The 19,597-nt window shown below is 63.8% G+C and carries 16 protein-coding genes and 1 pseudogene; 5 read left to right on the top strand and 12 right to left on the bottom strand.

Translation table 11 applies throughout. The features are described 5' to 3' along the window. Positions 1–293: 293 nt before the first annotated feature. From cgtA to OQE56_RS10090, 4 genes are all read right to left on the bottom strand, one after another. Positions 294–1,373, bottom strand: a complete 1,080-nt coding sequence (cgtA, locus tag OQE56_RS10105; protein WP_267224001.1) for an Obg family GTPase CgtA — start codon at positions 1,371–1,373, stop codon at positions 294–296. A gap of 162 nt (positions 1,374–1,535) precedes the next feature. Continuing rightward, complete coding sequence (rpmA, locus tag OQE56_RS10100) at positions 1,536–1,793, bottom strand: 50S ribosomal protein L27 (protein WP_038616501.1); 258 nt, start codon at positions 1,791–1,793, stop codon at positions 1,536–1,538. A 19-nt stretch (positions 1,794–1,812) separates the two neighbouring features. Next, entirely contained in the window at positions 1,813–2,127 is a 315-nt protein-coding gene (rplU, locus tag OQE56_RS10095; RefSeq protein WP_267223998.1) for a 50S ribosomal protein L21, read from the bottom strand. Positions 2,128–2,255: 128 nt separating this feature from the next. Beyond that, a complete protein-coding gene (locus tag OQE56_RS10090; RefSeq protein WP_267223996.1) occupies positions 2,256–2,933 on the bottom strand; it encodes a DUF2059 domain-containing protein in 678 nt (225 codons plus the stop codon). A gap of 231 nt (positions 2,934–3,164) precedes the next feature. On the opposite strand from OQE56_RS10090, the gene uvrA reads away from it, so the two are divergent. From uvrA to OQE56_RS10070, 4 genes are all read left to right on the top strand, one after another. Then, positions 3,165–6,062 (top strand): excinuclease ABC subunit UvrA, encoded by a 2,898-nt coding sequence (uvrA, locus tag OQE56_RS10085; RefSeq protein ID WP_267223994.1) that lies wholly within the window; start codon positions 3,165–3,167, stop codon positions 6,060–6,062. Continuing rightward, positions 6,059–6,559 carry an acyl-CoA thioesterase gene (locus OQE56_RS10080; protein WP_267223992.1) on the top strand — a complete coding sequence of 167 codons (501 nt, stop codon included), beginning with the start codon at positions 6,059–6,061 and terminating at the stop codon, positions 6,557–6,559. The genes uvrA and OQE56_RS10080 overlap by 4 nt, the downstream gene beginning before the upstream one ends. 104 nt (positions 6,560–6,663) lie before the next feature. Continuing rightward, positions 6,664–8,118 (top strand): DUF4139 domain-containing protein, encoded by a 1,455-nt coding sequence (locus OQE56_RS10075; RefSeq protein ID WP_267223991.1) that lies wholly within the window; start codon positions 6,664–6,666, stop codon positions 8,116–8,118. A gap of 116 nt (positions 8,119–8,234) precedes the next feature. Beyond that, positions 8,235–8,990 (top strand): enoyl-CoA hydratase/isomerase family protein, encoded by a 756-nt coding sequence (locus OQE56_RS10070; RefSeq protein ID WP_267223990.1) that lies wholly within the window; start codon positions 8,235–8,237, stop codon positions 8,988–8,990. 55 nt (positions 8,991–9,045) lie between these two features. Here OQE56_RS10070 and OQE56_RS10065 read toward each other — a convergent pair whose 3' ends face one another. The 3 genes and pseudogenes from OQE56_RS10065 to OQE56_RS10055 all read right to left on the bottom strand — a co-directional run bounded on the left by OQE56_RS10065 (position 9,046) and on the right by OQE56_RS10055 (position 11,537). Then, positions 9,046–9,927: a sulfurtransferase gene (locus tag OQE56_RS10065; RefSeq protein WP_267223989.1), complete on the bottom strand. Its 882-nt coding sequence runs from the start codon at positions 9,925–9,927 to the stop codon at positions 9,046–9,048. Beyond that, positions 9,924–10,723 (bottom strand): annotated as a pseudogene (locus OQE56_RS10060) (CoA pyrophosphatase). The gene OQE56_RS10065 and the pseudogene OQE56_RS10060 overlap by 4 nt, the downstream one beginning before the upstream one ends. A gap of 97 nt (positions 10,724–10,820) precedes the next feature. Next, positions 10,821–11,537: an FKBP-type peptidyl-prolyl cis-trans isomerase gene (locus OQE56_RS10055; protein ID WP_267223988.1), complete on the bottom strand. Its 717-nt coding sequence runs from the start codon at positions 11,535–11,537 to the stop codon at positions 10,821–10,823. 248 nt (positions 11,538–11,785) lie between these two features. Here OQE56_RS10055 and OQE56_RS10050 point away from each other — a divergent pair, with 248 nt between their 5' ends. Beyond that, the gene (locus tag OQE56_RS10050; RefSeq protein ID WP_267223987.1) at positions 11,786–12,568 is read left to right on the top strand and encodes an enoyl-CoA hydratase/isomerase family protein; all 783 of its coding nucleotides are present in this window, start codon (positions 11,786–11,788) and stop codon (positions 12,566–12,568) included. An 82-nt stretch (positions 12,569–12,650) separates the two neighbouring features. Here OQE56_RS10050 and OQE56_RS10045 read toward each other — a convergent pair whose 3' ends face one another. The 5 genes from OQE56_RS10045 to OQE56_RS10025 form a co-directional block, all read right to left on the bottom strand. Then, positions 12,651–13,562 (bottom strand): DUF1684 domain-containing protein, encoded by a 912-nt coding sequence (locus tag OQE56_RS10045; RefSeq protein ID WP_267224353.1) that lies wholly within the window; start codon positions 13,560–13,562, stop codon positions 12,651–12,653. Positions 13,563–13,646: 84 nt separating this feature from the next. Further along, positions 13,647–15,482 carry a DNA mismatch repair endonuclease MutL gene (gene mutL, locus OQE56_RS10040; protein ID WP_267223986.1) on the bottom strand — a complete coding sequence of 612 codons (1,836 nt, stop codon included), beginning with the start codon at positions 15,480–15,482 and terminating at the stop codon, positions 13,647–13,649. 281 nt (positions 15,483–15,763) lie between these two features. After that, positions 15,764–17,389, bottom strand: a complete 1,626-nt coding sequence (locus OQE56_RS10035; protein WP_267223985.1) for an N-acetylmuramoyl-L-alanine amidase — start codon at positions 17,387–17,389, stop codon at positions 15,764–15,766. A 212-nt stretch (positions 17,390–17,601) separates the two neighbouring features. Next, on the bottom strand, positions 17,602–18,060 hold the full coding sequence (gene tsaE, locus OQE56_RS10030; protein WP_267223984.1) for a tRNA (adenosine(37)-N6)-threonylcarbamoyltransferase complex ATPase subunit type 1 TsaE: 459 nt from the start codon (positions 18,058–18,060) through the stop codon (positions 17,602–17,604). Then, positions 18,057–19,541 (bottom strand): NAD(P)H-hydrate dehydratase, encoded by a 1,485-nt coding sequence (locus OQE56_RS10025; protein ID WP_267223983.1) that lies wholly within the window; start codon positions 19,539–19,541, stop codon positions 18,057–18,059. Before OQE56_RS10025 ends, tsaE begins: the two co-directional genes overlap by 4 nt. Between the last annotated feature and the right edge of the window lie 56 nt (positions 19,542–19,597).

Below are 19,597 nucleotides of genomic sequence, written 5' to 3'. Positions count from 1 at the left end.
GGTTACTTTTCTTTTGGGCCAGCAAAAGAAAAGTGACTCGGCCTCCGGCAGGAGGTCGAAACGCCCGCCGCGTAGGCGGCACGCTGGCGGTAGCGCCTCGCTCAAGGCCAAGAGCAAAGTCACTGGATGACCAGCCTGCGGCTGTTGTGAAGCGCCTCCAGCCTTCGCTGGGATGACGGTGAGGGGAATGAACGTTACCGCGAGCACCCTTCCCTCACCCCTGCGGAGAGAGGGAATAAAAAAAGCGGCCAATAGCCGCTTTTTTAAGAGCCTAATCGCGAATGATGGCGCGCTTACTCAGCAGCCCCATCCCCACGCAACCTCACATCACCAGGCAGCATGTCCACACGCTCCTCGTGCGCCATGTGCTGCGCCTCCATAAAGCGCCACACCTGCTGACACACCGCCATGGTGTTCTCGCGTGCAATCGCCGAAACAAGGAACCACGGCTCCTTCCATTCGAGGCGCTTCACAATCTCCTCGGCAATTGCCTGACGCTCGTCCTCAGGCAACACGTCTTCCTTGTTCAGCACCAGCCAACGCGGACGCTCCAGCAGCTCCGGATCAAACTTGGCCAGCTCGTGCTCGATCGCATGCACCTGCTCGACCGGATCGGTGCCATCGATCGGTGCAATGTCGACCACATGCAACAACAAGCGCGTGCGCGACACGTGACGCAGGAACTGGATACCCAAACCCGCGCCATCCGCCGCGCCTTCGATCAGGCCCGGAATATCGGCGATTACAAAGCTCTGGTCGGTACCCAGGCTGACTACGCCCAGATTCGGGTGCAGCGTCGTAAACGGGTAGTCGGCCACGCGCGGCGTCGCCGCGGACACGGCACGAATGAAGGTCGATTTGCCCGCATTCGGGAAGCCCAACAGGCCCACGTCCGCCAGCAGCTTCAGCTCCAGCTTCAGCTCTCGCACATCGCCCGGCGTACCCGGCGTCGACTTGCGCGGGGCGCGGTTCACTGAGCTCTTGAAGTGGATATTGCCCAGGCCACCCTTGCCGCCCTGCGCCACCAGCAGGCGCTGACCTTGCTGGGTCAGGTCGCCAATGGTTTCGTCCGTGTCGACATTGATGACCACGGTGCCCACGGGTACGCGGATATAGGTGTCTTCGCCGCCCTTGCCATACATCTGGCTGCCCATGCCGTTCTGGCCACGCTCGGCTTTGAACATGCGCTGGTGACGGAAGTCGATCAGCGTGTTGAGGCCTTCATCGGCCACCAGCCACACCGACCCGCCGCTGCCGCCGTCGCCGCCATCGGGGCCGCCAAAAGGAATGAATTTTTCGCGACGGAAGCTGATGCATCCGTTGCCGCCGTCACCGGCTTGAACCTTGATGATGGCTTCGTCGACGAATTTCATGGGAGGGTTCCGGGAAGAGAAAACAGGGGAACGATGACGCGCAGCCGTGCTGCATCATAAGCGAATCCAGTACTTGCGCCTTACGCAAGCGGCTTCGCCATCCGCTCCAGAAAAAACAAAAGCCCCGCCGAAGCGGGGCCTTCGCTGCAACGCCGAAGGAGATTAAGCCTTGACGACGCTGACGAACTTGCGACCTTCAGCGCCGCGAGCCTTGAACTCGACGGTGCCGTCGACCAGGGCAAACAGCGTGTGGTCACGACCCAGACCCACGCCGGTACCGGCATGGAACTTGGTGCCCCGCTGACGCACGATGATGTTGCCGGCCTCGATGGCCTGGCCGCCGTACACCTTCACGCCGAGATACTTCGGGTTGGAGTCGCGACCGTTACGGGACGAACCTACGCCTTTTTTATGTGCCATGACTATCTACTCCGGCTGATCAGGCGTTGATGCCCGTGATCTCGACTTCGGTGAAATGCTGACGATGTCCCTGCTGCTTCTTGTGGTGCTTGCGGCGGCGGAACTTGATGATGCGGACCTTGTCGGCACGGCCGTGCTTACGCACGGTGGCGCTGACGGTGGCACCGGCCACGGTCGGGGCACCAACGGTGATCGACTCACCGGCACCCACCAGCAGAACCTGCTCGAACTTGATGGCGGCGCCTTCTTCGGCGTTCAGCAGCTCCACGCGCAGGACGTCGCCCTGCTGAACGCGGTACTGCTTGCCGCCGGTCTTGATGACTGCGTAACTCATGGGAATATCCCTTCTGTCGTTATTCTCTTGGGTTCGCCGCGCCTAAAACGGCACTGACGAACTCGGGAGTATAACGAGGCACTCGCGTTCTGGTCAATTACTGACCACTTTTACCCGATAGCCCCGGTTCACTGACCGGCCTGCGGGCTGGCCTGAGTGGTCGTTTTCGCCGGTGCCGGCTTGGCGTCGCTCTTGGCGGGCGTCTTGCTCGCAGTTGCCGGCTTCTTGGCCGTGCTCTTGGCGGGCGCCTTCTTGGTCGTGGTATGGGCCTTGGACTTGGCTGGCGCCTTGGCGGCAGCCTTGGCCGGTGCATCGCCCTCTTCGCCGTCGGCTTCTTCATGACCCGCGGCGGCCGTCAGTGCCGCTGCGCCGGCCACAGGGGTCGTGGCGACCTTGGCCGGACAACGGCCGCTGCCATCCAGCGTACCCATCTGCTTGAGCTCGGAGATCATCTGGTCGCTGCGTTCGTGGCTCCACTGCTGGCCGGCCTGGTTGGCTTCGGCCATGGTGTTGGGCATCTCGGTGATCACTTTCTGGCCCAACGGGGAGCGGTAGAACTTGAGCAGCCCTTCCATCTCATCGGCAGTGAAATGGCGCTGATAGACCGGCACCAGCCGGCCGATGAACAGCTGGGTCTGGTTGGCGTCCATGTAGTTCTGCCAGAAATCGGCCTGCACGCAGGGCATCGATTGCTGCAGATTGGTCACCGCCTGGGAATTCATCTGGGCGAGCATCTTGCCCACGCCCACCGCTTCCATCAGCTGGCGCACCTGCTCTTCGCTGGCCGGCGCCGTCGACCGTGCCATGGCCTGTCCACCGGTTATTGCAAGCACCAGGGCGACGCCCCATGTAGTCCACTTACGCATCCGCACTCTCTGTCGTTGTTCGGGCCGGAGACCGGCCAAAGATTCCATTAGGCCATACTCGGCCGGATCTTCGTCTTAAGAGTTTGTTGGGTGGCGTCTGGCCGCAATAACCATACTGATAAGTTTGGTATAGTACAGTTTTCCTTTTCCCCTCCGACCACCCCGGGCGACATGGACACCATCCGCATACGCGGCGCGCGCACGCATAACCTCAAGAACATCGACCTCGACCTGCCTCGCGATCGCCTGATCGTGATTACCGGCCTGTCGGGTTCCGGCAAATCCTCTTTGGCGTTCGACACCATCTATGCCGAAGGCCAGCGTCGGTATGTCGAATCGTTGTCGGCTTATGCCCGGCAATTTTTGTCGATGATGGAGAAGCCCGACGTCGACCACATTGAAGGTCTCTCGCCGGCCATTTCCATCGAGCAGAAGTCGACCTCGCACAACCCGCGCTCGACCGTGGGCACGATCACCGAGGTCTACGACTATCTGCGCCTGCTGTATGCCCGCGTCGGCACACCGCGTTGTCCGGATCACGGCATTCCGCTGGAAGCGCAGACCGTAAGCCAGATGGTGGACACCACCCTCGCGCTCGATGCCGAGAAGCGCTACATGCTGCTCGCGCCAGTAATCCGAGAGCGCAAGGGCGAGCACGTGCAGGTGTTCGATCAGCTGCGCGCGCAGGGTTTTGTGCGTGCGCGCGTTGACGGCGCGGTGTACGACCTGGACGCCGTGCCGCCGCTCACGCTGCGCCAGAAGCACACGATTGAAGCCGTGATCGACCGCTTCCGTCCGCGCGATGACATCAAGCAGCGCCTGGCCGAATCGTTCGAGACGGCGCTCCGGCTTGGCGACGGCCTCGCCATCGTGGTCGACATGGACGATGCGAAGGCGCCGGAACAGTTGTTGTCCTCCCGCTACTCCTGCCCGGTCTGCGACTACTCGCTGCCGGAGCTGGAGCCGCGCCTGTTCTCGTTCAACTCGCCGGTCGGCGCTTGCCCGACCTGCGATGGCCTGGGCGTCACGCAGGTGTTCGACGCGGCACGCGTGGTGGCCCACCCCGAGCTGTCGCTGGCCGGCGGCGCGATTCGCGGCTGGGATCGCCGCAACGCGCACTACTTCCAGCTGCTGATGTCGCTGGCCGCGCATTACAAGTTCGATGTGGATACGCCGTGGCGCAAGCTGCCGACGGATGTGCAGAAGGCCGTCCTGAACGGTAGCGGCAAGGAAATGATCGCGTTCAAGTACATCACGGAGCGCGGCGGCCGGGTGACACGCGAGCACACGTTCGAAGGCATCCTGCCGAACATGGAGCGGCGCTACAAGGAAACCGAATCGCCCGCGGTACGCGAAGAGCTGTCCAAGTACATCAGTGATCAGGCTTGCCGCGAGTGCGAAGGCCAGCGACTGAATCGCTCGGCGCGAAACGTGTTCGTGGCCGACCACGCCCTGCCCTCCCTCACCTCGCGCTCGATCGACGACGCGCTCGCTTTCTTCGAAGCGCTGACGCTCACCGGCTGGCGTGGCGAGATCGCGGTAAAGATCGTCAAGGAGATTCGCGAGCGGCTGTCGTTCCTCAACGACGTGGGCCTCAATTACCTCACGCTGGATCGCCAGGCGGACTCGCTGTCCGGCGGCGAAGCGCAGCGCATCCGTCTTGCGTCGCAGATCGGCGCCGGCCTGGTCGGCGTGATGTACGTGCTCGACGAGCCATCCATCGGCCTGCACCAGCGCGACAATGAGCGCCTGCTCGGCACGCTCACGCGCCTGCGTGATCTTGGCAATACCGTGATTGTGGTCGAGCACGACGAAGACGCGATTCGCATGGCAGACCATGTGCTCGACATTGGCCCTGGCGCCGGTGTGCACGGCGGCGAGATCGTGGCGCAAGGGTCGTTGAAGGACGTGCTCGCCTCACCGCGTTCCGTGACCGGCCAGTTCCTCTCCGGCAAGCGCGGCATCAAGGTGCCGGAAGAACGCCGCCAACAGCTGGACGCCGATTCGTGGCTGCACCTCAAGGGCGCCACCGGCAACAACCTGAAGAACGTCGACCTGGCGGTTCCCGCAGGCCTGTTTACCTGTGTCACCGGTGTTTCCGGCTCGGGCAAGTCCACCCTGATCAACGACACGTTGTTCCGTCTTGCCGCTGCCGAACTGAATGGCTCGAGCGAGCAGCCGGCAGCGTACAAGTCGGTCGAAGGGCTGGAGCTGTTCGACAAGGTGGTGGACATCGATCAGTCGCCGATCGGTCGCACGCCGCGTTCCAACCCCGCCACCTACACCGGCTTGTTCACGCCGCTGCGCGAACTGTTTGCCCAGGTGCCAGAGGCACGCGCACGTGGCTACACCCCGGGCCGCTTCAGCTTCAACGTGCGTGGCGGCCGCTGCGAAGCCTGCGAAGGCGACGGCATGATCAAGGTGGAGATGCACTTCCTGCCGGACGTGTACGTGCCTTGCGACGTCTGCCACGGCAAGCGCTACAACCGCGAAACGCTGGAAGTGCACTACAAGGGCCACACCATCGCCGACGTGCTCGACATGACGGTGGAAGACGCACTGAAGCTGTTCGAAAACGTGCCGACCATCGCACGCAAGCTCGAAACGCTGCGCGCGGTGGGCCTGGACTACATCAAGCTTGGCCAGAGCGCGACCACGCTGTCGGGAGGCGAAGCGCAGCGCGTGAAGCTGTCCAAGGAGCTTTCCAAGCGCGATACCGGACGCACGCTCTACATCCTCGACGAGCCGACCACCGGCCTGCACTTCCACGACATCGAGCAGTTGCTCGACGTGTTGCATCAGCTGGTGGAACAGGGCAACACGGTGGTGGTGATCGAGCATAATCTCGATGTGATCAAGACCGCCGACTGGCTGGTCGATCTCGGCCCGGAAGGCGGCGCCGGTGGTGGTCGCATCCTCGTGACCGGCACGCCGGAAACAGTGGCTGCCACGCCGGGTTCGCATACCGGACGCTTCCTTGCCCCGCATCTCGACATGAAGCCCCCCAAGGCGGCCAAGGCCGAGAACAATGGCAAGAGCAAACCTGCATTACGGAAGAAGACTGCATGAGTTCCACCCAACCCGTGCCTGAGAAGCGCTCGCGCAAGACCGGAGCCCAGGAAGCTGCCCCGGTCGTGACGGACGCACAGGCACCCGAGGCGGCGAACAGCCCGCTGTTCGTCGCCCCCATCGGTGTGCGTTGGCGCGATCTGGACGCGTTCAACCACGTCAACAACGCCAACTACCTCACCTACCTCGAAGAAGCGCGGCTGCAGTGGCTGCAGCACGTGCCCGGCTGGTTCGACGAGCACTCCATGCCCGTGCTGGCCGCCAACGAACTCAATTACCGCCGCCCGATCGAATGGCCGGCCCAATTGAACGTAGAGCTCTACTGCGAACGCCTGGGCAATAGCTCGATGACGCTCGCCCATCGCATCGTCGACGCCCACGACAACACGGTGCTCTACTGCGATGGCAAGGTCGTGATGGTGTGGATGGACCCCACCAGCGGCAAGCCGGTCGCGCTACCGCAATCGATTCGCGACGCCGCCGACACCGGCGCTTGAACGGCGGCAACGCTTTTCGGGGTTAAAGGGTTCGACACGACGGATGCCGCAGCTTCATGCGGCATCCGTACTATCGGCGGCAACCACCCGAAAGGAGTTCGACCGTGACCTTGCTTCCCCTCCGCACGCTCGCCTTCGCCATCGCCGCTGGCACCAGCGCGGGCGTCATGGCTGCCCCCACCACACTGACGCTCTACCGCAGCGACGATGCCGCCCTTTTCAGTTCGGGCGACAGCGGCAGCGTGCATGCGGGCTACGCCGTGGCACGTGAGCCGCGTCAGCTGCAACTGAAGGCCGGCGCGCAAGACATCAACCTTGGCGGCCTGCCGCAATATCTCGACCCGGAGGCACTGGCGCTGAGCATCGAGGGTGATGCCGCCAAGGTCGTCTCGCAACGCCTTCGCCTGGGCCAGGGCCAGAACGCCGCGCTGGGCAGCCTGATCGGGCAACCGGTAGAAGTGCTCGCCACCAGCGGGCAAACGCTGGCCAATGGCACGCTGCTGCGCGCCGATGATGGCCTGCTCGTACAGGATGCCTCGGGGCGCACCAGTCTGATCCGCGAGTACGCCGCCGTGCGAGCGCAAGGCAGTTTCCAGACCGGGGCCAGCCTGCAACTGCGTGTTGATGCCCAACGCGCCGGCGACGCGCAAGCCACGCTTAGCTATACCACCTCGGGACTCGGCTGGCGCGCGGCTTATGTGGGCACCCTGCTGCCAGACAACAGCTGCAAGATGCAGTTTGAGTCGCGCGCCAGTATCGCCAACCGTAGTGGCCGCGACTGGAGCGGCGTACAGCTGACACTGGTCGCCGGCGAACCGCAGTTTGCCAAGCCAACCGGTGGGCCACGCCCCATGCCGATGGCTTACGCCGCGCGCGCCAAAGCGGATGTCGCGGAGCTTCCCGAGCAGGACACACTCGCCGACTATCGCACCTATACCGTACCCGGCTCCGTCGATCTGCCGGACGGCAGCGTGAGCCAGGTGCCGCTGTACACCACGCGCACGATCGATTGCGAACGCACCGCGCTTTACGAGAACGGCAACGCCTGGGCGCCACCGCAGCCAATGACCAATCGCGCCTACGTGGCTGGCGGCAACACCAACATCGTCAGCACGCTGAAGCTGCGTGCGTTCGACAGTCTGCCAGCCGGTTACCTGCGCGTGCTGACGGCAGACCGCAAAGGTACGCCGCAATTCATTGGCGAAGGCAGGATCAACGATACGCCCAAGGGCAGCGACGCATTGATCACGCTCGGCACGGCATTCGATTTGCGTGGCGAGCACGAACGCACCGACTTCAAGCTGGACAACGCGGGCCACACCCTGGACGAGGCCTTCCGCATTACGCTGAGCAACGCTAGCGACAGTGCGCGGGTAGTCACCGTACGCGAGCACCCTTCGCGCTGGCGCCAGTGGACCTTGCTGTCATCCAGTAGCAAGCCAAGCAAGCAGACGCCCGATACGCTGGAATTCCAGGTGACGGTGCCGGCTGGCGGCAAAACGACGCTGGATTACTCGGTGCGCTACCAATGGACGGCCGAGGAACACCCGCAGGGGTGAGAAGCACGCGCGTGAGAAGTGAGTGAAGAGAAGTGAGGAGTGAGAGAAAGCGCGGCAAGCCCGGTCTTTGCTACTCTCACTACTCACTCCTACCAACTCACTCCTGGCCCTTAGCCATGCTCAACGTCATCACGCACGACGCCATTACCGAAATCAACATGGCGCGCCCACCGGTCAACGCGTTCAACGTCGACCTGCTTCGCGCCATCCGCCATGCCGTTGACGATGCAGTGAGCACCGGCGCCCGCGGCCTGGTGCTTTCCGGCGCGCCGGGCATGTTCTCTGCAGGCGTGGACGTACCCGCCCTGCAAGGACGTGACCGCGAGAGTGTGCGTGACTTCTGGCGCGAATTCTTTCGCACCGCATCGAAGCTGGCCCTTTCACCGGTGCCGGTGGTGGCCGCCATCACCGGGCACAGCCCGGCCGGCGGCGCGGTGTTGTCGCTGTTCTGCGACTACCGCGTGATGGCAGAAGGCCCGTTCCGCATTGGCCTCAACGAGGTGCAGGTGGGCCTGGTGGTGCCGGAGTGCATCCAGCTCGCCTTGCGTCGCATCGTGGGTGCCTACCGGGCCGAACGACTGGTGGTGGCTGGCGCGATGGTCGAATCGGCAGACGCACTGGCCATCGGCCTGGTCGACGAACTGACCGGTGTCGATCAGGTGACCACGCGCGCTATTCACTGGCTGCAAGGTTTGCTCGCCCTGCCCTCCAACGCGATGCTCACCACGCGATCGCTTGCGCGCGCCGACCTCACCGAGGTCTGGGCTGATCCTGACGCGCTGCCGATCGACCAGTTCGTCGATGCCTACTTCCATCCGGAAACGCAGGCCGTGTTGACGCAACTGGTCGCCCGGCTGAAGAAGAAGGACTGACCCAGCTGCTACGCCTGTAGGAGCGCACTTGTGCGCTCCTACGACAGAGCAACACTCAACCGGGTTCGGCGCCCTTTGCCACAGGACGGCCGGAGTCACTCACCCAGCCACTCCATGACGGTGCATACAGGCGCGAGCCGGTGAGGCCTGCATGCTCCATCGCCAACAGATTGTGGCAGGCGGTGACACCCGAGCCGCACATGTGCACCACATCCTGCGGTGCATGGGTACGCAGCAACGCCAGGAATTCTTCGCGCAATACCGCCGCCGGCTTGAAGCGGCCGTCGTCGGTCAGATTCTCGGAGAACGGCCGATTGAGCGCCCCCGGCACGTGCCCGCCCACGGGGTCAATCGGCTCGACCTCACCGCGATAACGCGGCGCAGCGCGCGCGTCGAGCAGCACGCGCTCCGGTTGCCCCAACAGCCGCGCATGATCGGCAAGATAGTGGTTGGCATCGAAATGCAGCGCTACGTGAGTGGGCACACGATGCACCTCGCCCGACTCCACTGGCAGACCCGCAGCGAGCCATGCCGGATAGCCACCATCCAGCACCGCTACATTATGGATACCGGCGAGACGAAGCAGCCACCACAGCCGCGCTGCAGCCAGCGAACCACTCGCCGCGTCGTAACACACCACCTGCAGACCTTCGTGCCAGCCCCAGCGGGCCAGTACCGAGGAGAAAGCGGTTTCCTGCGGCAACGGATGCCGCCCCAACCCTTCCGCCTTGCGTGAGAGATCAGAGAGATCCGTATCGAGGCTCGCATAGACCGCACCCGGGATATGGCCTTCGAGATAATCGCGCTCACCCTTGCCGGTATCGCGTTGCCCGTTGCCTGGTGCCATAAGGTCGAAACGGCAATCGACGATCAGCACGCGATCGGATGGCAGCGACGCCAAAGCTTTCGCATCGATCAACGTAGTACTGGATGTCATGTGCGGCCCATCCTCTGCAAAAGATTGAATACCATCGCGGCAGTGGCGCCCCAGATACGGTGACCACCATGGACGAACTCCACCATGTCGCGGCGATGCCCGCGGAATTCCATGGTGTACCGGCGCAAATTGGCCGGCTCCAGAAAGAACGACAACGGCACTTCGAATACTTCGGCAACTTCGGCGGGTGCGGGATAAAGCCTGGCGTCCGGGTCGATGCGCGCCACCACGGGCGTGATGGTGTAGCCGCTGATGGTTTCGAAACGGTCGAGGAAACCCAACGGCGTGACCAGCCGGCGCTCGAGGCCGATTTCCTCTTCGCTCTCCCGCAAAGCCGTAGCGATGGCATCGGTATCTTCCGGGTCGGTGCGTCCGCCGGGAAACGCCACCTGCCCCGCGTGGTCCTGCAAGTGATCCGTACGCACCGTCAGCACCAACCTCGGCTGCACACCTTCGCGCACGCCGACCAGCACGGCGGCCGGCCTGCGGGGCGTGTTGCCGAGCAACTGGTTCATATCCGCGTGGTTCCAGCCCTGTCCGTTGGGCGGCGATGACAAGGGCACCAGCGCAGCGCGCAGATCGGTCATCACCTCGCTCATCACGGCGCCTTGCGTAAAGGCAGGACGTCGCGCATGAGGCGTAACCGCTCCGTGTCATTCAAAACTCGCCAGCGCGCGATCTCGTCGCCGGTACGCAGGCAGCCAATGCAGTAGCCGCGCTCATCGAGCCGGCAGACGCCGATACAAGGCGTCAGTGGAGCGGCTACCGTGTTTGGGTCGCGAAAATCGGTGGACATGCTCGGGCGGGGAAAGCGAAACCGGGACGCGACATGATATGCCGTCCTGGCCTCCTGTGCTTCAGGAACCCTGTCGCAGGAATCTGCCCGCGTGCTGTCAGGATTTGATTTCGAGCAGTTCGATCTCGAAAACCAGTGCCTCGTTCGGGCCGATGCGCGGCGGATCGCCACGCAGACCGTAAGCCTGATTGGGCGGCACGGTCACCTTCCACAGATCACCGACGTGCATGCGCTGAATCACTTCCTGCCAACCCGGGATCACCTTGTTGTTGACCACGAAGCTCACCGGCGAACCATGCGCCCAGGAGCTGTCGAACTCGGTGCCATCGATAAGCATGGCGCGGAAGTTCACGGTCACCACCGAGCCTGCCGGTACGTCCCTGGAGCCATTGCCTTTCTTCAGCACTTCGTACTGGATGCCCGACGGCAGCTGGATCACGCCCGGCTTGTTCCGGTTGTGCTCCATGTATTCGGCGCTCTTGCGCGCATTGGCGTCGGCAAGGCGGTTGAACTTCACCGTTGCTTCCGCACGCATCTGATCGTCCAGCTTCTGCAGCTGGTCGTGCATATCCTGCATGGAAACGGTAGGGTGCTTCTTGGCGTAGGCGTCCTGAATTGCCCGCTGCAGCGTGGGGATGTCGATATCCGGCTCGCCATTGGCGAACTGGTTACCTATCTGGTAACCGATGGCATAGGACAACTTGGTCTTGTCGAGCTTGACCGGAGCCGTAGTGGGCGCCGGGGCCGCATTCTGTGCGTGTGCCACCACGCCCCAGAGCAGGATGCCCAGTGCCAGCCAACGCCGTTGTGCCATGCCTATCTCCAAAAGAGCCTGCTCCGCATTTTCGCATAGCCCGCGCGTTTCTCTGCCTTACGGGCAAACAACTCCCGGCGCGGGCCATCTGAAGCGTTTGAACAGGCTCTCACGGCTGGTGCTCCCATCGTAAGCGGTCCGGGCGATTCGTGCAGCGTAAGCCGGTGACCCGGCGTCCCACTGAGAACACCACCGGGGGCAAAGGTTCCCGCTGGTACCATGGGCCCTTTATCCGCTGGAGTGGAGTCATGGCTTACCGCAACCTGGAAATCGCCAACCGTGGCGCAGTGCGCACGATTACCGTCAACCGCCCGGACAAGCTCAACGCGCTCAACCGCGAAACACTCAACGAGTTGACGCTGGCGTTTACCCAGGCCGCGCAGGACGATGCCGTGCGCGTGGTAGTACTGGCGGGTTCCGGCGAAAAGGCGTTTGTGGCAGGCGCCGACATCGCTGAAATGAATGGCTACACCCCGGTGCAGGCGCAGGGTTTCTCGCGCGCGGGCCAGCGCATGATGGGCCTGGTGGAACGTCTGGGGAAGCCGGTGATCGCCCGCATCCAGGGGTTTGCCCTGGGCGGCGGCATGGAGCTGGCCATGTGCTGTCACCTGCGCGTCGCCAGTGAAAAGGCCAAGTTCGGCCAGCCGGAAATCAACCTTGGCCTGATCCCCGGCTTTGGCGGTACCCAGCGCCTGCTGCGCCTGGCAGGCCGTGGCGCGGCCCTGGAGCTGTGCCTGACCGGCGCGCCGATCAACGCTCAGCGCGCCTATGAATTGGGCATCGTCACCCGCGTGGTGGCACCCGAAGCGCTGGACGAAACCGTAAATGCGCTGGCCGACCAGCTCGCAGCCGCCGCGCCGCTGGCGGCAGCAGGCATCCTTGATGCCGTGCTGCAGGGGGGCGAAAGCAGTATCGATCAGGGCCTGGAGTTTGAAACGCAGGCGTTCGCCCTCGCGTTCTCCACGGAAGACATGCGCGAAGGCACCACGGCGTTCCTGGAAAAGCGCAAGCCCGTCTTCAACGGCCGCTGAGAAAGACAGAAGCGAAGATGATCAATTGAGGAGTGAGAGTCGCATCTCTCACTTCTCACTCCTCTTCACTCACTGCTCGCTCTTAGTGTCCGCCGCGGTACTTCTTCTCGCCAGCCGTCACCGCCAGATCCATGCGGTTTTCCGGCGGCGCGAGCGGGCACGTGGCATACGGCGTGAACGCGCACGGCGGGTTGTACGCGCGATTGAAATCGAGCACGACCTTGCCGTCTTTCGGCAACTCGGCGTACAGAAAACGTGCCGCACCGTACGTTTCCTTGCCGGAGGTGCGATCGGCGATGACGAAGAACAGCGAGTCCGGCTCTTCCTGGATCGGCATCAGCTCGTAGGTGTGCCCATCGCGATGAAAAACGGCCTTGCCGGGGACCTGTTCCTTGTTGATGGTGCCCAGTACCGAACCAATTTCCAGCTCGTGCGGCGGGTTGAACGGAACCCAGTCTGCCTCGATGCGCCATGACGGATCGATCGGGAAATAATCCAGGCCCACAAAATGGGTACGCGTTTCCGCGTTGCTGTCCCTCACGCGCAGCGCTTTGCGGCCGTCGCGCTCGATAACCATGAAATTGGCACTGCCGAAGGTCACCACGGTGGGGGCACCATTACCGGCGTTCGCGTCGTCGATGAGGTTGGCTTCATGCACGGCCTTGCCATCCACCGTGGCGCCGCTGTTCTTGTCGAGCACGATATGCATCGCGCCGTCTTTCGCCAGCGTCACGACACCCAGATGCGCGGGACCGGCCTTGAGCACAATGTCATTGTCGGCGGCGGTACCCAGGCGATTGGGGCCTTCTTTCAACCATTCCAGGCCAATCAGGCTCAGCCACCCACTGGGAGCGGTGAGGCCGGCCAGGCGTTTGTTCTGCCAGTTCTGCGTTTGCTGGGAAAAGTCTGACAACACAGAGGCGTTGTTGGTTTGGGCTTGCACGGTGGCAACTCCAAGGCTCAAGGCGAAAACGATAACGGCGGTACGCAACATGGCAGGCCCCGTCGACATGATGGCTCGAGTATGGCCGTCCATTTGCCGGCGAGGCAAGCCCGCTCCCGCCACCATGGCGCCCGATCAGCGCCCGCGCAGAAACAGCTTGTCCAGCTCGGGCAGGCTGAGCTGGGTCCAGGTGGGGCGGCCGTGGTTGCATTGGCCGGAGCGCTCGGTGGCTTCCATCTCGCGCAGCAACGCATTCATCTCTGGCAACGTAAGACGGCGCCCTGCCCGCACTGAACCATGACATGCCATGGTGGCGAGCAGCTCGTTTTCCAACTCCTGCAGGCGACGCGAGCTGCCATGTTGCGCCAGCTCGCCAAGCACATCGCGGCACAATTGCGCCACGTCCGCGCCTTCCAGCAAGGCAGGAATACGCCGCACCACCACGCCGGACGGACCGCTGCGGGACAACTCCAGCCCCCAATCCGCCAGGGCTTCGGCATGCTCTTCCGCGGCGGCCGCTTCTTTCGCGCTCACCGAAATATTCATCGGCACCAGCAGCATCTGCGAACGCAGGTTGCTGCACGCACGACCTGCCTTGAGCTTTTCGTACGTGATGCGCTCATGCGCCGCGTGCATATCGACCAGGATCAACCCGTGCGCATTCTCGGCAAGGATGTAGATGTTCTTCAGTTGCGCAATGGCGAAACCCAGCGGTGGCGCCTCCTCTTCCGATGCTTCAGGCATCGGCACCTGAGGCATGAATGCCATCGGCGTCTGCGGCGCAGCCGACTCGCCCAGCAAGGCGGCGTAGCCTGCCAGTGGCTGCTCACGCACGCCGAGACTCAGGCGGCTCTGGCTGAAAGCATTGGGCCACGATGGCGCGGTGGCAGCGAACGACGGTGACGAGGCCATGGCATACGATGGCATGGATTCCGTCGCCGGCTCCTGTGCCGGCAAACCGGCCTGTCCTGCGCGCGTCTGGGCAAGTGCTTCATGCAGCGTGCGAAACAGGAAATCGTGCACCAACCGCTGCTCGCGAAAGCGAACTTCGCTCTTGGCCGGGTGTACGTTGACGTCCACACCGACGGGATCAAGTTCGAGATAAAGCACAAACGTCGGATGACGCCCATGGAACAGCACGTCCGCATATGCCTGACGCACGGCATGCGCCACGATGCGATCGCGCACCAGCCGCCCGTTGACGTAGAAATACTGCGAATCCGCCTGCGAACGCGAGGCCGTGGGCAGGCCCACCCAACCCGACAAATGCAAACCCGCCGCGGCATGATCAATACGCAGGCTCTGGCCAGGGAAATCCTCACCCATGACCTCGGCCACGCGTTGTAGCGCTGCATGATCGTCACGCGCAGCCTTGAGGATGCGCACTGGTTTGCCGTTGTGACTGAGGCGGAATTCCACCGACCTGCGCGCCAGCGCCAACGATTTCAGCAAGTCATCGATATGCGCGAACTCAGTGCGCTCGGCGCGGAGAAATTTGCGTCGAGCAGGCACGTTGTAGAACAGGTCGCGCACTTCGACGCTGCTACCTTGCGGATGCTGTGCGGGCCGCGCGGCCTGCATCTTGCCGCCATCGACTTCGATGCGGAATGCCGAGTCCTGCCCTTGCGCGCGCGAGGTCAACGCAAAACGCGCCACCGACGATACGGATGCCAGCGCTTCGCCGCGAAAGCCCATACTGGCCACATGCTCAAGATCATCGAAGCTGCCGATCTTGCTGGTGGCATGGGAGGCCACGGCCAGCTGCAGTTCGTCGGGGGCGATGCCGCAACCATCATCACGCACGCGGATCAGCCGCGCACCGCCTTGCTCGATATCCACTTCGATACGCGTGGCACCGGCGTCGAGACTGTTTTCGACCAGTTCCTTGACCACCGACGATGGTCTTTCGATCACTTCGCCAGCAGCGATCTGGTTGATGAGTTCAGGCGGGAGGGGACGGATCACGGGCATCCGTGAAGCTTAAGGCCTCATGCCAAGGGGTGAAAGCTTAGGAACATCAGCGGGTCGAGAGACCAGCGAAAGCAAAGGTTTAGCGCATTTCGAGAAACTTTGTACAGCCGCTTGGTTCTTGCCTCACCGTCATCCCCGCGAAGGCGGGGATCCAGTGACTTTCGATGACGCGTGGCGCTTAAAGGCACTGGATCCCCGCTTTCGCGGGGATGACGGTGAGGCTGCAACGAAGGGGGAATAGAGATTTTGAACAGGCGCCGCAAAACGCCAGTTCTCGCTACTCAACCAGCCGGAATGGTCAGCACCATGCCCACACGCATGCTGCTGTCGCTGTCGAGGCGATTGGCGCTCTTGAGCGCATTCACGCTCACGCCGTACTGATGGGCGATGCTGCGCAGGCTCTCGCCACGCTCGACGCGATGCAGGTCTTGCACGCCGTCGTCTGAGCGGGAGGCCTCATTGTCGGACTTGGCGGCCATGGCCTGCGCCACGGCCTTGTTGGCCTTGGCGGCTGTCTCGTCATCCTCGCCCTGTGAGGACGCCACCGTCGCCACGCCATTGCGACGCGAAGCCTGCGCGGCGAACCAGGTCCCCGGGGGCGGCGTGGACTCGAAGTAGTTCTTCACGCCACTCATCACCGCCGCGGCCAGGCGCGACTGATGCGAGGGGTCGCGCAACTTGCGCTCTTCATCCGGGTTACTGATGAAGGCCGTCTCCACCAGGATCGAGGGCACATCCGGCGAGCGCAGCACGACGAAGTTGGCGCGCTCGACGTAACCGCGGTGCGTCGGGCCCAGATTGCCCAGCGCTTTCAGCACGTTGCCGGCCACCGATTCGCTGGCCTGCATCGAGTAGCCCTGCTGCAGATCGAGCAATACAGCAGCGAGGCCGTCATTTTTGTCATCCAGCGTCACGCCGCCGATCAGGTCGGCGCGGTTCTGTCCGTCCGCCAGCCAGCGTGCGGCCATGCTGGTCTTGCCGCGCGGCGACAACACCCACACCGACGAGCCCTTGGCGTCGCCATTGATAAAGGCGTCCGCGTGAATCGACACAAACAGGTCCGCCGAGTTGTTGCGGGCAATTTGGTAGCGCTGCTGCAGCGGAATGAAGAAATCGGCGCTGCGCGTCAGCACAGCGCGCATACCGGGCTGCTGATTAATCTGATCAGCCAGCTGGCGTGCCACAGCGAGAGTGACGTTTTTCTCCAACGTCCCGCCAGGGCCATGGGCACCCGGGTCATCGCCGCCGTGACCGGCGTCGACGGCGATCACCACCTTGCGCTCGCCATTGAGCAATGCGGCCGCGGCCCGGGTGGAGGCCATACCGCTCTGCGTGGGCTTCAGCGAGGACTTGCCCGAGCTGCGCACCGGCTCAGGCGCGGACGCGGGCGTGGCCACCGGAACCGGCGCGGGCGGCGGCGGGACATCCGGCGCCACAGGCGCCGGACTGCTGTCGTCGTCCGTCGTCGGCACGGCGGGTTTCGAGGGGGCCGGCGACTTGGCCGCCACGCCGCTTCCCGGATAAAGATCGACCACCAGGCGATAGCCGTATTCGGCCTGGGGCTTGAGCATGAAACTCTTGACGCTGCTGGCGGGGTCAACCTTGGCGGTCAGCCGCACGCTGCCGCCCTGCCGCTCACTGCTGAGGCTCTTGTAGAGACCCTGCGCCGTGGGGGAGCTGAAGCTGCTGCCGATCGAGCTGCTGTCCAGATCGACGGTGACCTGGTCGCCGTCCTGCTTGACCTTGTAGGTGACCGGCCCGGAGACATCCAGCACCACACGGGTGTATTCGGGGCCAGCCCAGACCCGGGCGCCCTTGAGATCGGCTGCCTGAGAGGCACAGAAAGGCGCCACGGCCAGCAAGGCCACGGCGCCCAGCACAGCAGGGTGCGTCCTATATCCCTTCATGGGGCCGAATTGAAGCCCAGGCGCCGGCTGAATGCAAGAGGTTTTCCTTTGAATTTCCATAACCTGCAGGGGATTTGTCAGACGACATCCAGCTATCGGCCGCAAGCCACGCAAACTGAAGGCTTCGCATCGTCTGTCGAGACGGCGAAAAATCTCAGGAAGGACCGATACTTAGCTGCAGTGCGCCGCTGAAGACGCGCGCCTGACGGTACTCAGGCGAGTTGCGAGACGACCTTTGCGCCACGCGGCGTGCGTACCTCCATCCGCGCCTTACGTCCCAGACCGGCATAGCCGAGGTGCACGATGAGGTCGGGCGCCGGCAAGGCACCTGCGCCTCGCTCAGGCCACTCCACCAGCACGAGTGCGGCGGGGTCAGACAACGCATCCAGCCCGAGCCATTCCAGCTCGCCAGGATCGGCGATGCGATAGAGATCCAGATGCCAGGCAGGGCGATCCTGGACGCGATAGGACTCCACCAGGCTGTAGGTAGGGCTCTTGATCCGCTCCCCCACGCCCAGCGCCGTCAGCAGCGCGCGGGCAAAGCTGGTTTTACCTGCGCCCAGCTCACCGTGCAGATAGATCACCAGGCCTTCCTGCAGCGCGTCGGCCAACCGGCTGGCGAGCGCGGCCGTGGCGGCCTCGTCGGGCAGCTCCCAATGCTGTTCCGTCATGATTCCCGTCCGTTGAGCAGCCACCTGATGGGCTCCAGCAGATCACTGGCGAGCAAACCGCGCTCGCCTCCCTGTTGCGCGGCCAGATCGCCGGCACGCGCATGCAGGCTTACACCCAGGCAGGCCGCCTGCCAGGCGTCGCAGCCCTGGGCCAGCAGCGCGGCAATGACGCCGGTCAGCAGATCCCCCATGCCGCCACTAGCCATGCCGGGGTTACCCCACGGGCATACCGCCACACGCTCGTCCGGATCAGCCACCAGGCTGCCTGCGCCTTTGAGCACGGCCACGGCGTGGTAGCGCCGCGCCAATTCGCGCACGGCGCCAAAGCGGTCCGCCGCAATGGCGGCTGTATCGCAACCCAGCAACCGAGCCGCTTCGCCAGGATGCGGCGTGATCACCGCCGATGACCCCAGCTTGCGCGGCTCGCGCGCCAGCAGGTTCAGGCCGTCGGCATCGAGTACCAGCGGCAGCTCGGCATCCAGCGCCGTCAGCCACAACGCATGTCCCCATGCGCCCTGCCCCAGCCCTGGCCCAACCGCCAGCACGGTGGCGCGCGGTAACAGGGCTTCCAGTGCCTGCGGTCCGTTCACGTCATGCGCCATCAGCTCGGGACGTGCGCTGTTGAGCGACACCAGGTGCTCGGCACGGGTCGCCATGCTCACCAGTCCGGCACCGGCGCGCAGCGCCGCTTCCCCGCACAACCGAATGGCGCCGGCGGTACCGTGTTCACCGCCGATGGCCAGCACGTGGCCGTTGTTGCCTTTGTGGGATTGCCGGGGGCGCGGCGGCAACGTCGCTGCCTGTAGCAGCTCGGCATCTGGATGGGCTTCGTGCCAGAGCGCTTCGGGCAAACCCAGCGACTCCCACCGCACTTGTCCCGTGTAACCGGGTGCTTGCCCGGTATAGAGGCCACGTTTGGCGGCAATGAAGGTCACGGTAAGTTCGGCCTGTATCGCCTCGCCCGGTACATCGCCCGAGTCGGCGTTGACGCCGGAGGGAACATCGAGCGCCAGCACGGGCGCGCCAACGGCATGAATGCCTCGCACCAGCTCCGCTACCTCCGGTGCCAGCGCACGCTGCAGACCGGTGCCGAACAGTGCGTCTACCTGCACATCAGCCACAGGCAACGCATCACCGCTTCGCCACAAATGCACAACGCCACCGCTGTGCTCATACTCGTGACGCGCACGCACCGCATCGTCGCCACGGCTGTCGCCCAGCGCGATGACATCCGTCTGCAACCCTGCTTCGCGCGCCAGTGCCGCCAGCAGGAAGCCATCGCCACCGTTATTTCCAGGCCCACAGTACACCGCGATGCGTCGCGCATTCGGCCAGCGCTGCCGCAGGCAAATCAGTGCAGCGGCGGCGGCCCGCTCCATCAACTCGTAACCGGGCACACCGAGGTCGTCGATGGCGCGGCGGTCGAGTGCGCGCACCTGGTCAACGGTATAGAGCTCGTGGCGATGTGCGCTGGCAGTCATGCGGGAATTATAGGCATGCCGGCCACCGGCTCAGTGCGTGGCGCCTACAATAGGCC

The organism is Dyella silvae (genome assembly GCF_026421305.1).
In the GTDB taxonomy this organism is placed as follows: domain Bacteria; phylum Pseudomonadota; class Gammaproteobacteria; order Xanthomonadales; family Rhodanobacteraceae; genus Dyella; species Dyella silvae.
Note: the sequence above shows the minus strand (reverse complement) of the source record. Positions and strands in the feature narration are given on the sequence as shown.

What these genes read in the sequence shown, in the direction of transcription:
- cgtA (WP_267224001.1), bottom strand. Translation starts at nt 1,373, where the DNA reads ATGAAATTCGTCGACGAAGCCATCATCAAGGTTCAAGCCGGTGACGGC.
- rpmA (WP_038616501.1), bottom strand. Translation starts at nt 1,793, where the DNA reads ATGGCACATAAAAAAGGCGTAGGTTCGTCCCGTAACGGTCGCGACTCC.
- rplU (WP_267223998.1), bottom strand. Translation starts at nt 2,127, where the DNA reads ATGAGTTACGCAGTCATCAAGACCGGCGGCAAGCAGTACCGCGTTCAG.
- OQE56_RS10090 (WP_267223996.1), bottom strand. Translation starts at nt 2,933, where the DNA reads ATGGCACGGTCGACGGCGCCGGCCAGCGAAGAGCAGGTGCGCCAGCTG.
- uvrA (WP_267223994.1), top strand. Translation starts at nt 3,165, where the DNA reads ATGGACACCATCCGCATACGCGGCGCGCGCACGCATAACCTCAAGAAC.
- OQE56_RS10080 (WP_267223992.1), top strand. Translation starts at nt 6,059, where the DNA reads ATGAGTTCCACCCAACCCGTGCCTGAGAAGCGCTCGCGCAAGACCGGA.
- OQE56_RS10070 (WP_267223990.1), top strand. Translation starts at nt 8,235, where the DNA reads ATGCTCAACGTCATCACGCACGACGCCATTACCGAAATCAACATGGCG.
- OQE56_RS10065 (WP_267223989.1), bottom strand. Translation starts at nt 9,927, where the DNA reads ATGACATCCAGTACTACGTTGATCGATGCGAAAGCTTTGGCGTCGCTG.
- OQE56_RS10055 (WP_267223988.1), bottom strand. Translation starts at nt 11,537, where the DNA reads ATGGCACAACGGCGTTGGCTGGCACTGGGCATCCTGCTCTGGGGCGTG.
- OQE56_RS10050 (WP_267223987.1), top strand. Translation starts at nt 11,786, where the DNA reads ATGGCTTACCGCAACCTGGAAATCGCCAACCGTGGCGCAGTGCGCACG.
- OQE56_RS10045 (WP_267224353.1), bottom strand. Translation starts at nt 13,562, where the DNA reads ATGTTGCGTACCGCCGTTATCGTTTTCGCCTTGAGCCTTGGAGTTGCC.
- mutL (WP_267223986.1), bottom strand. Translation starts at nt 15,482, where the DNA reads ATGCCCGTGATCCGTCCCCTCCCGCCTGAACTCATCAACCAGATCGCT.
- OQE56_RS10035 (WP_267223985.1), bottom strand. Translation starts at nt 17,389, where the DNA reads ATGAAGGGATATAGGACGCACCCTGCTGTGCTGGGCGCCGTGGCCTTG.
- tsaE (WP_267223984.1), bottom strand. Translation starts at nt 18,060, where the DNA reads ATGACGGAACAGCATTGGGAGCTGCCCGACGAGGCCGCCACGGCCGCG.
- OQE56_RS10025 (WP_267223983.1), bottom strand. Translation starts at nt 19,541, where the DNA reads ATGACTGCCAGCGCACATCGCCACGAGCTCTATACCGTTGACCAGGTG.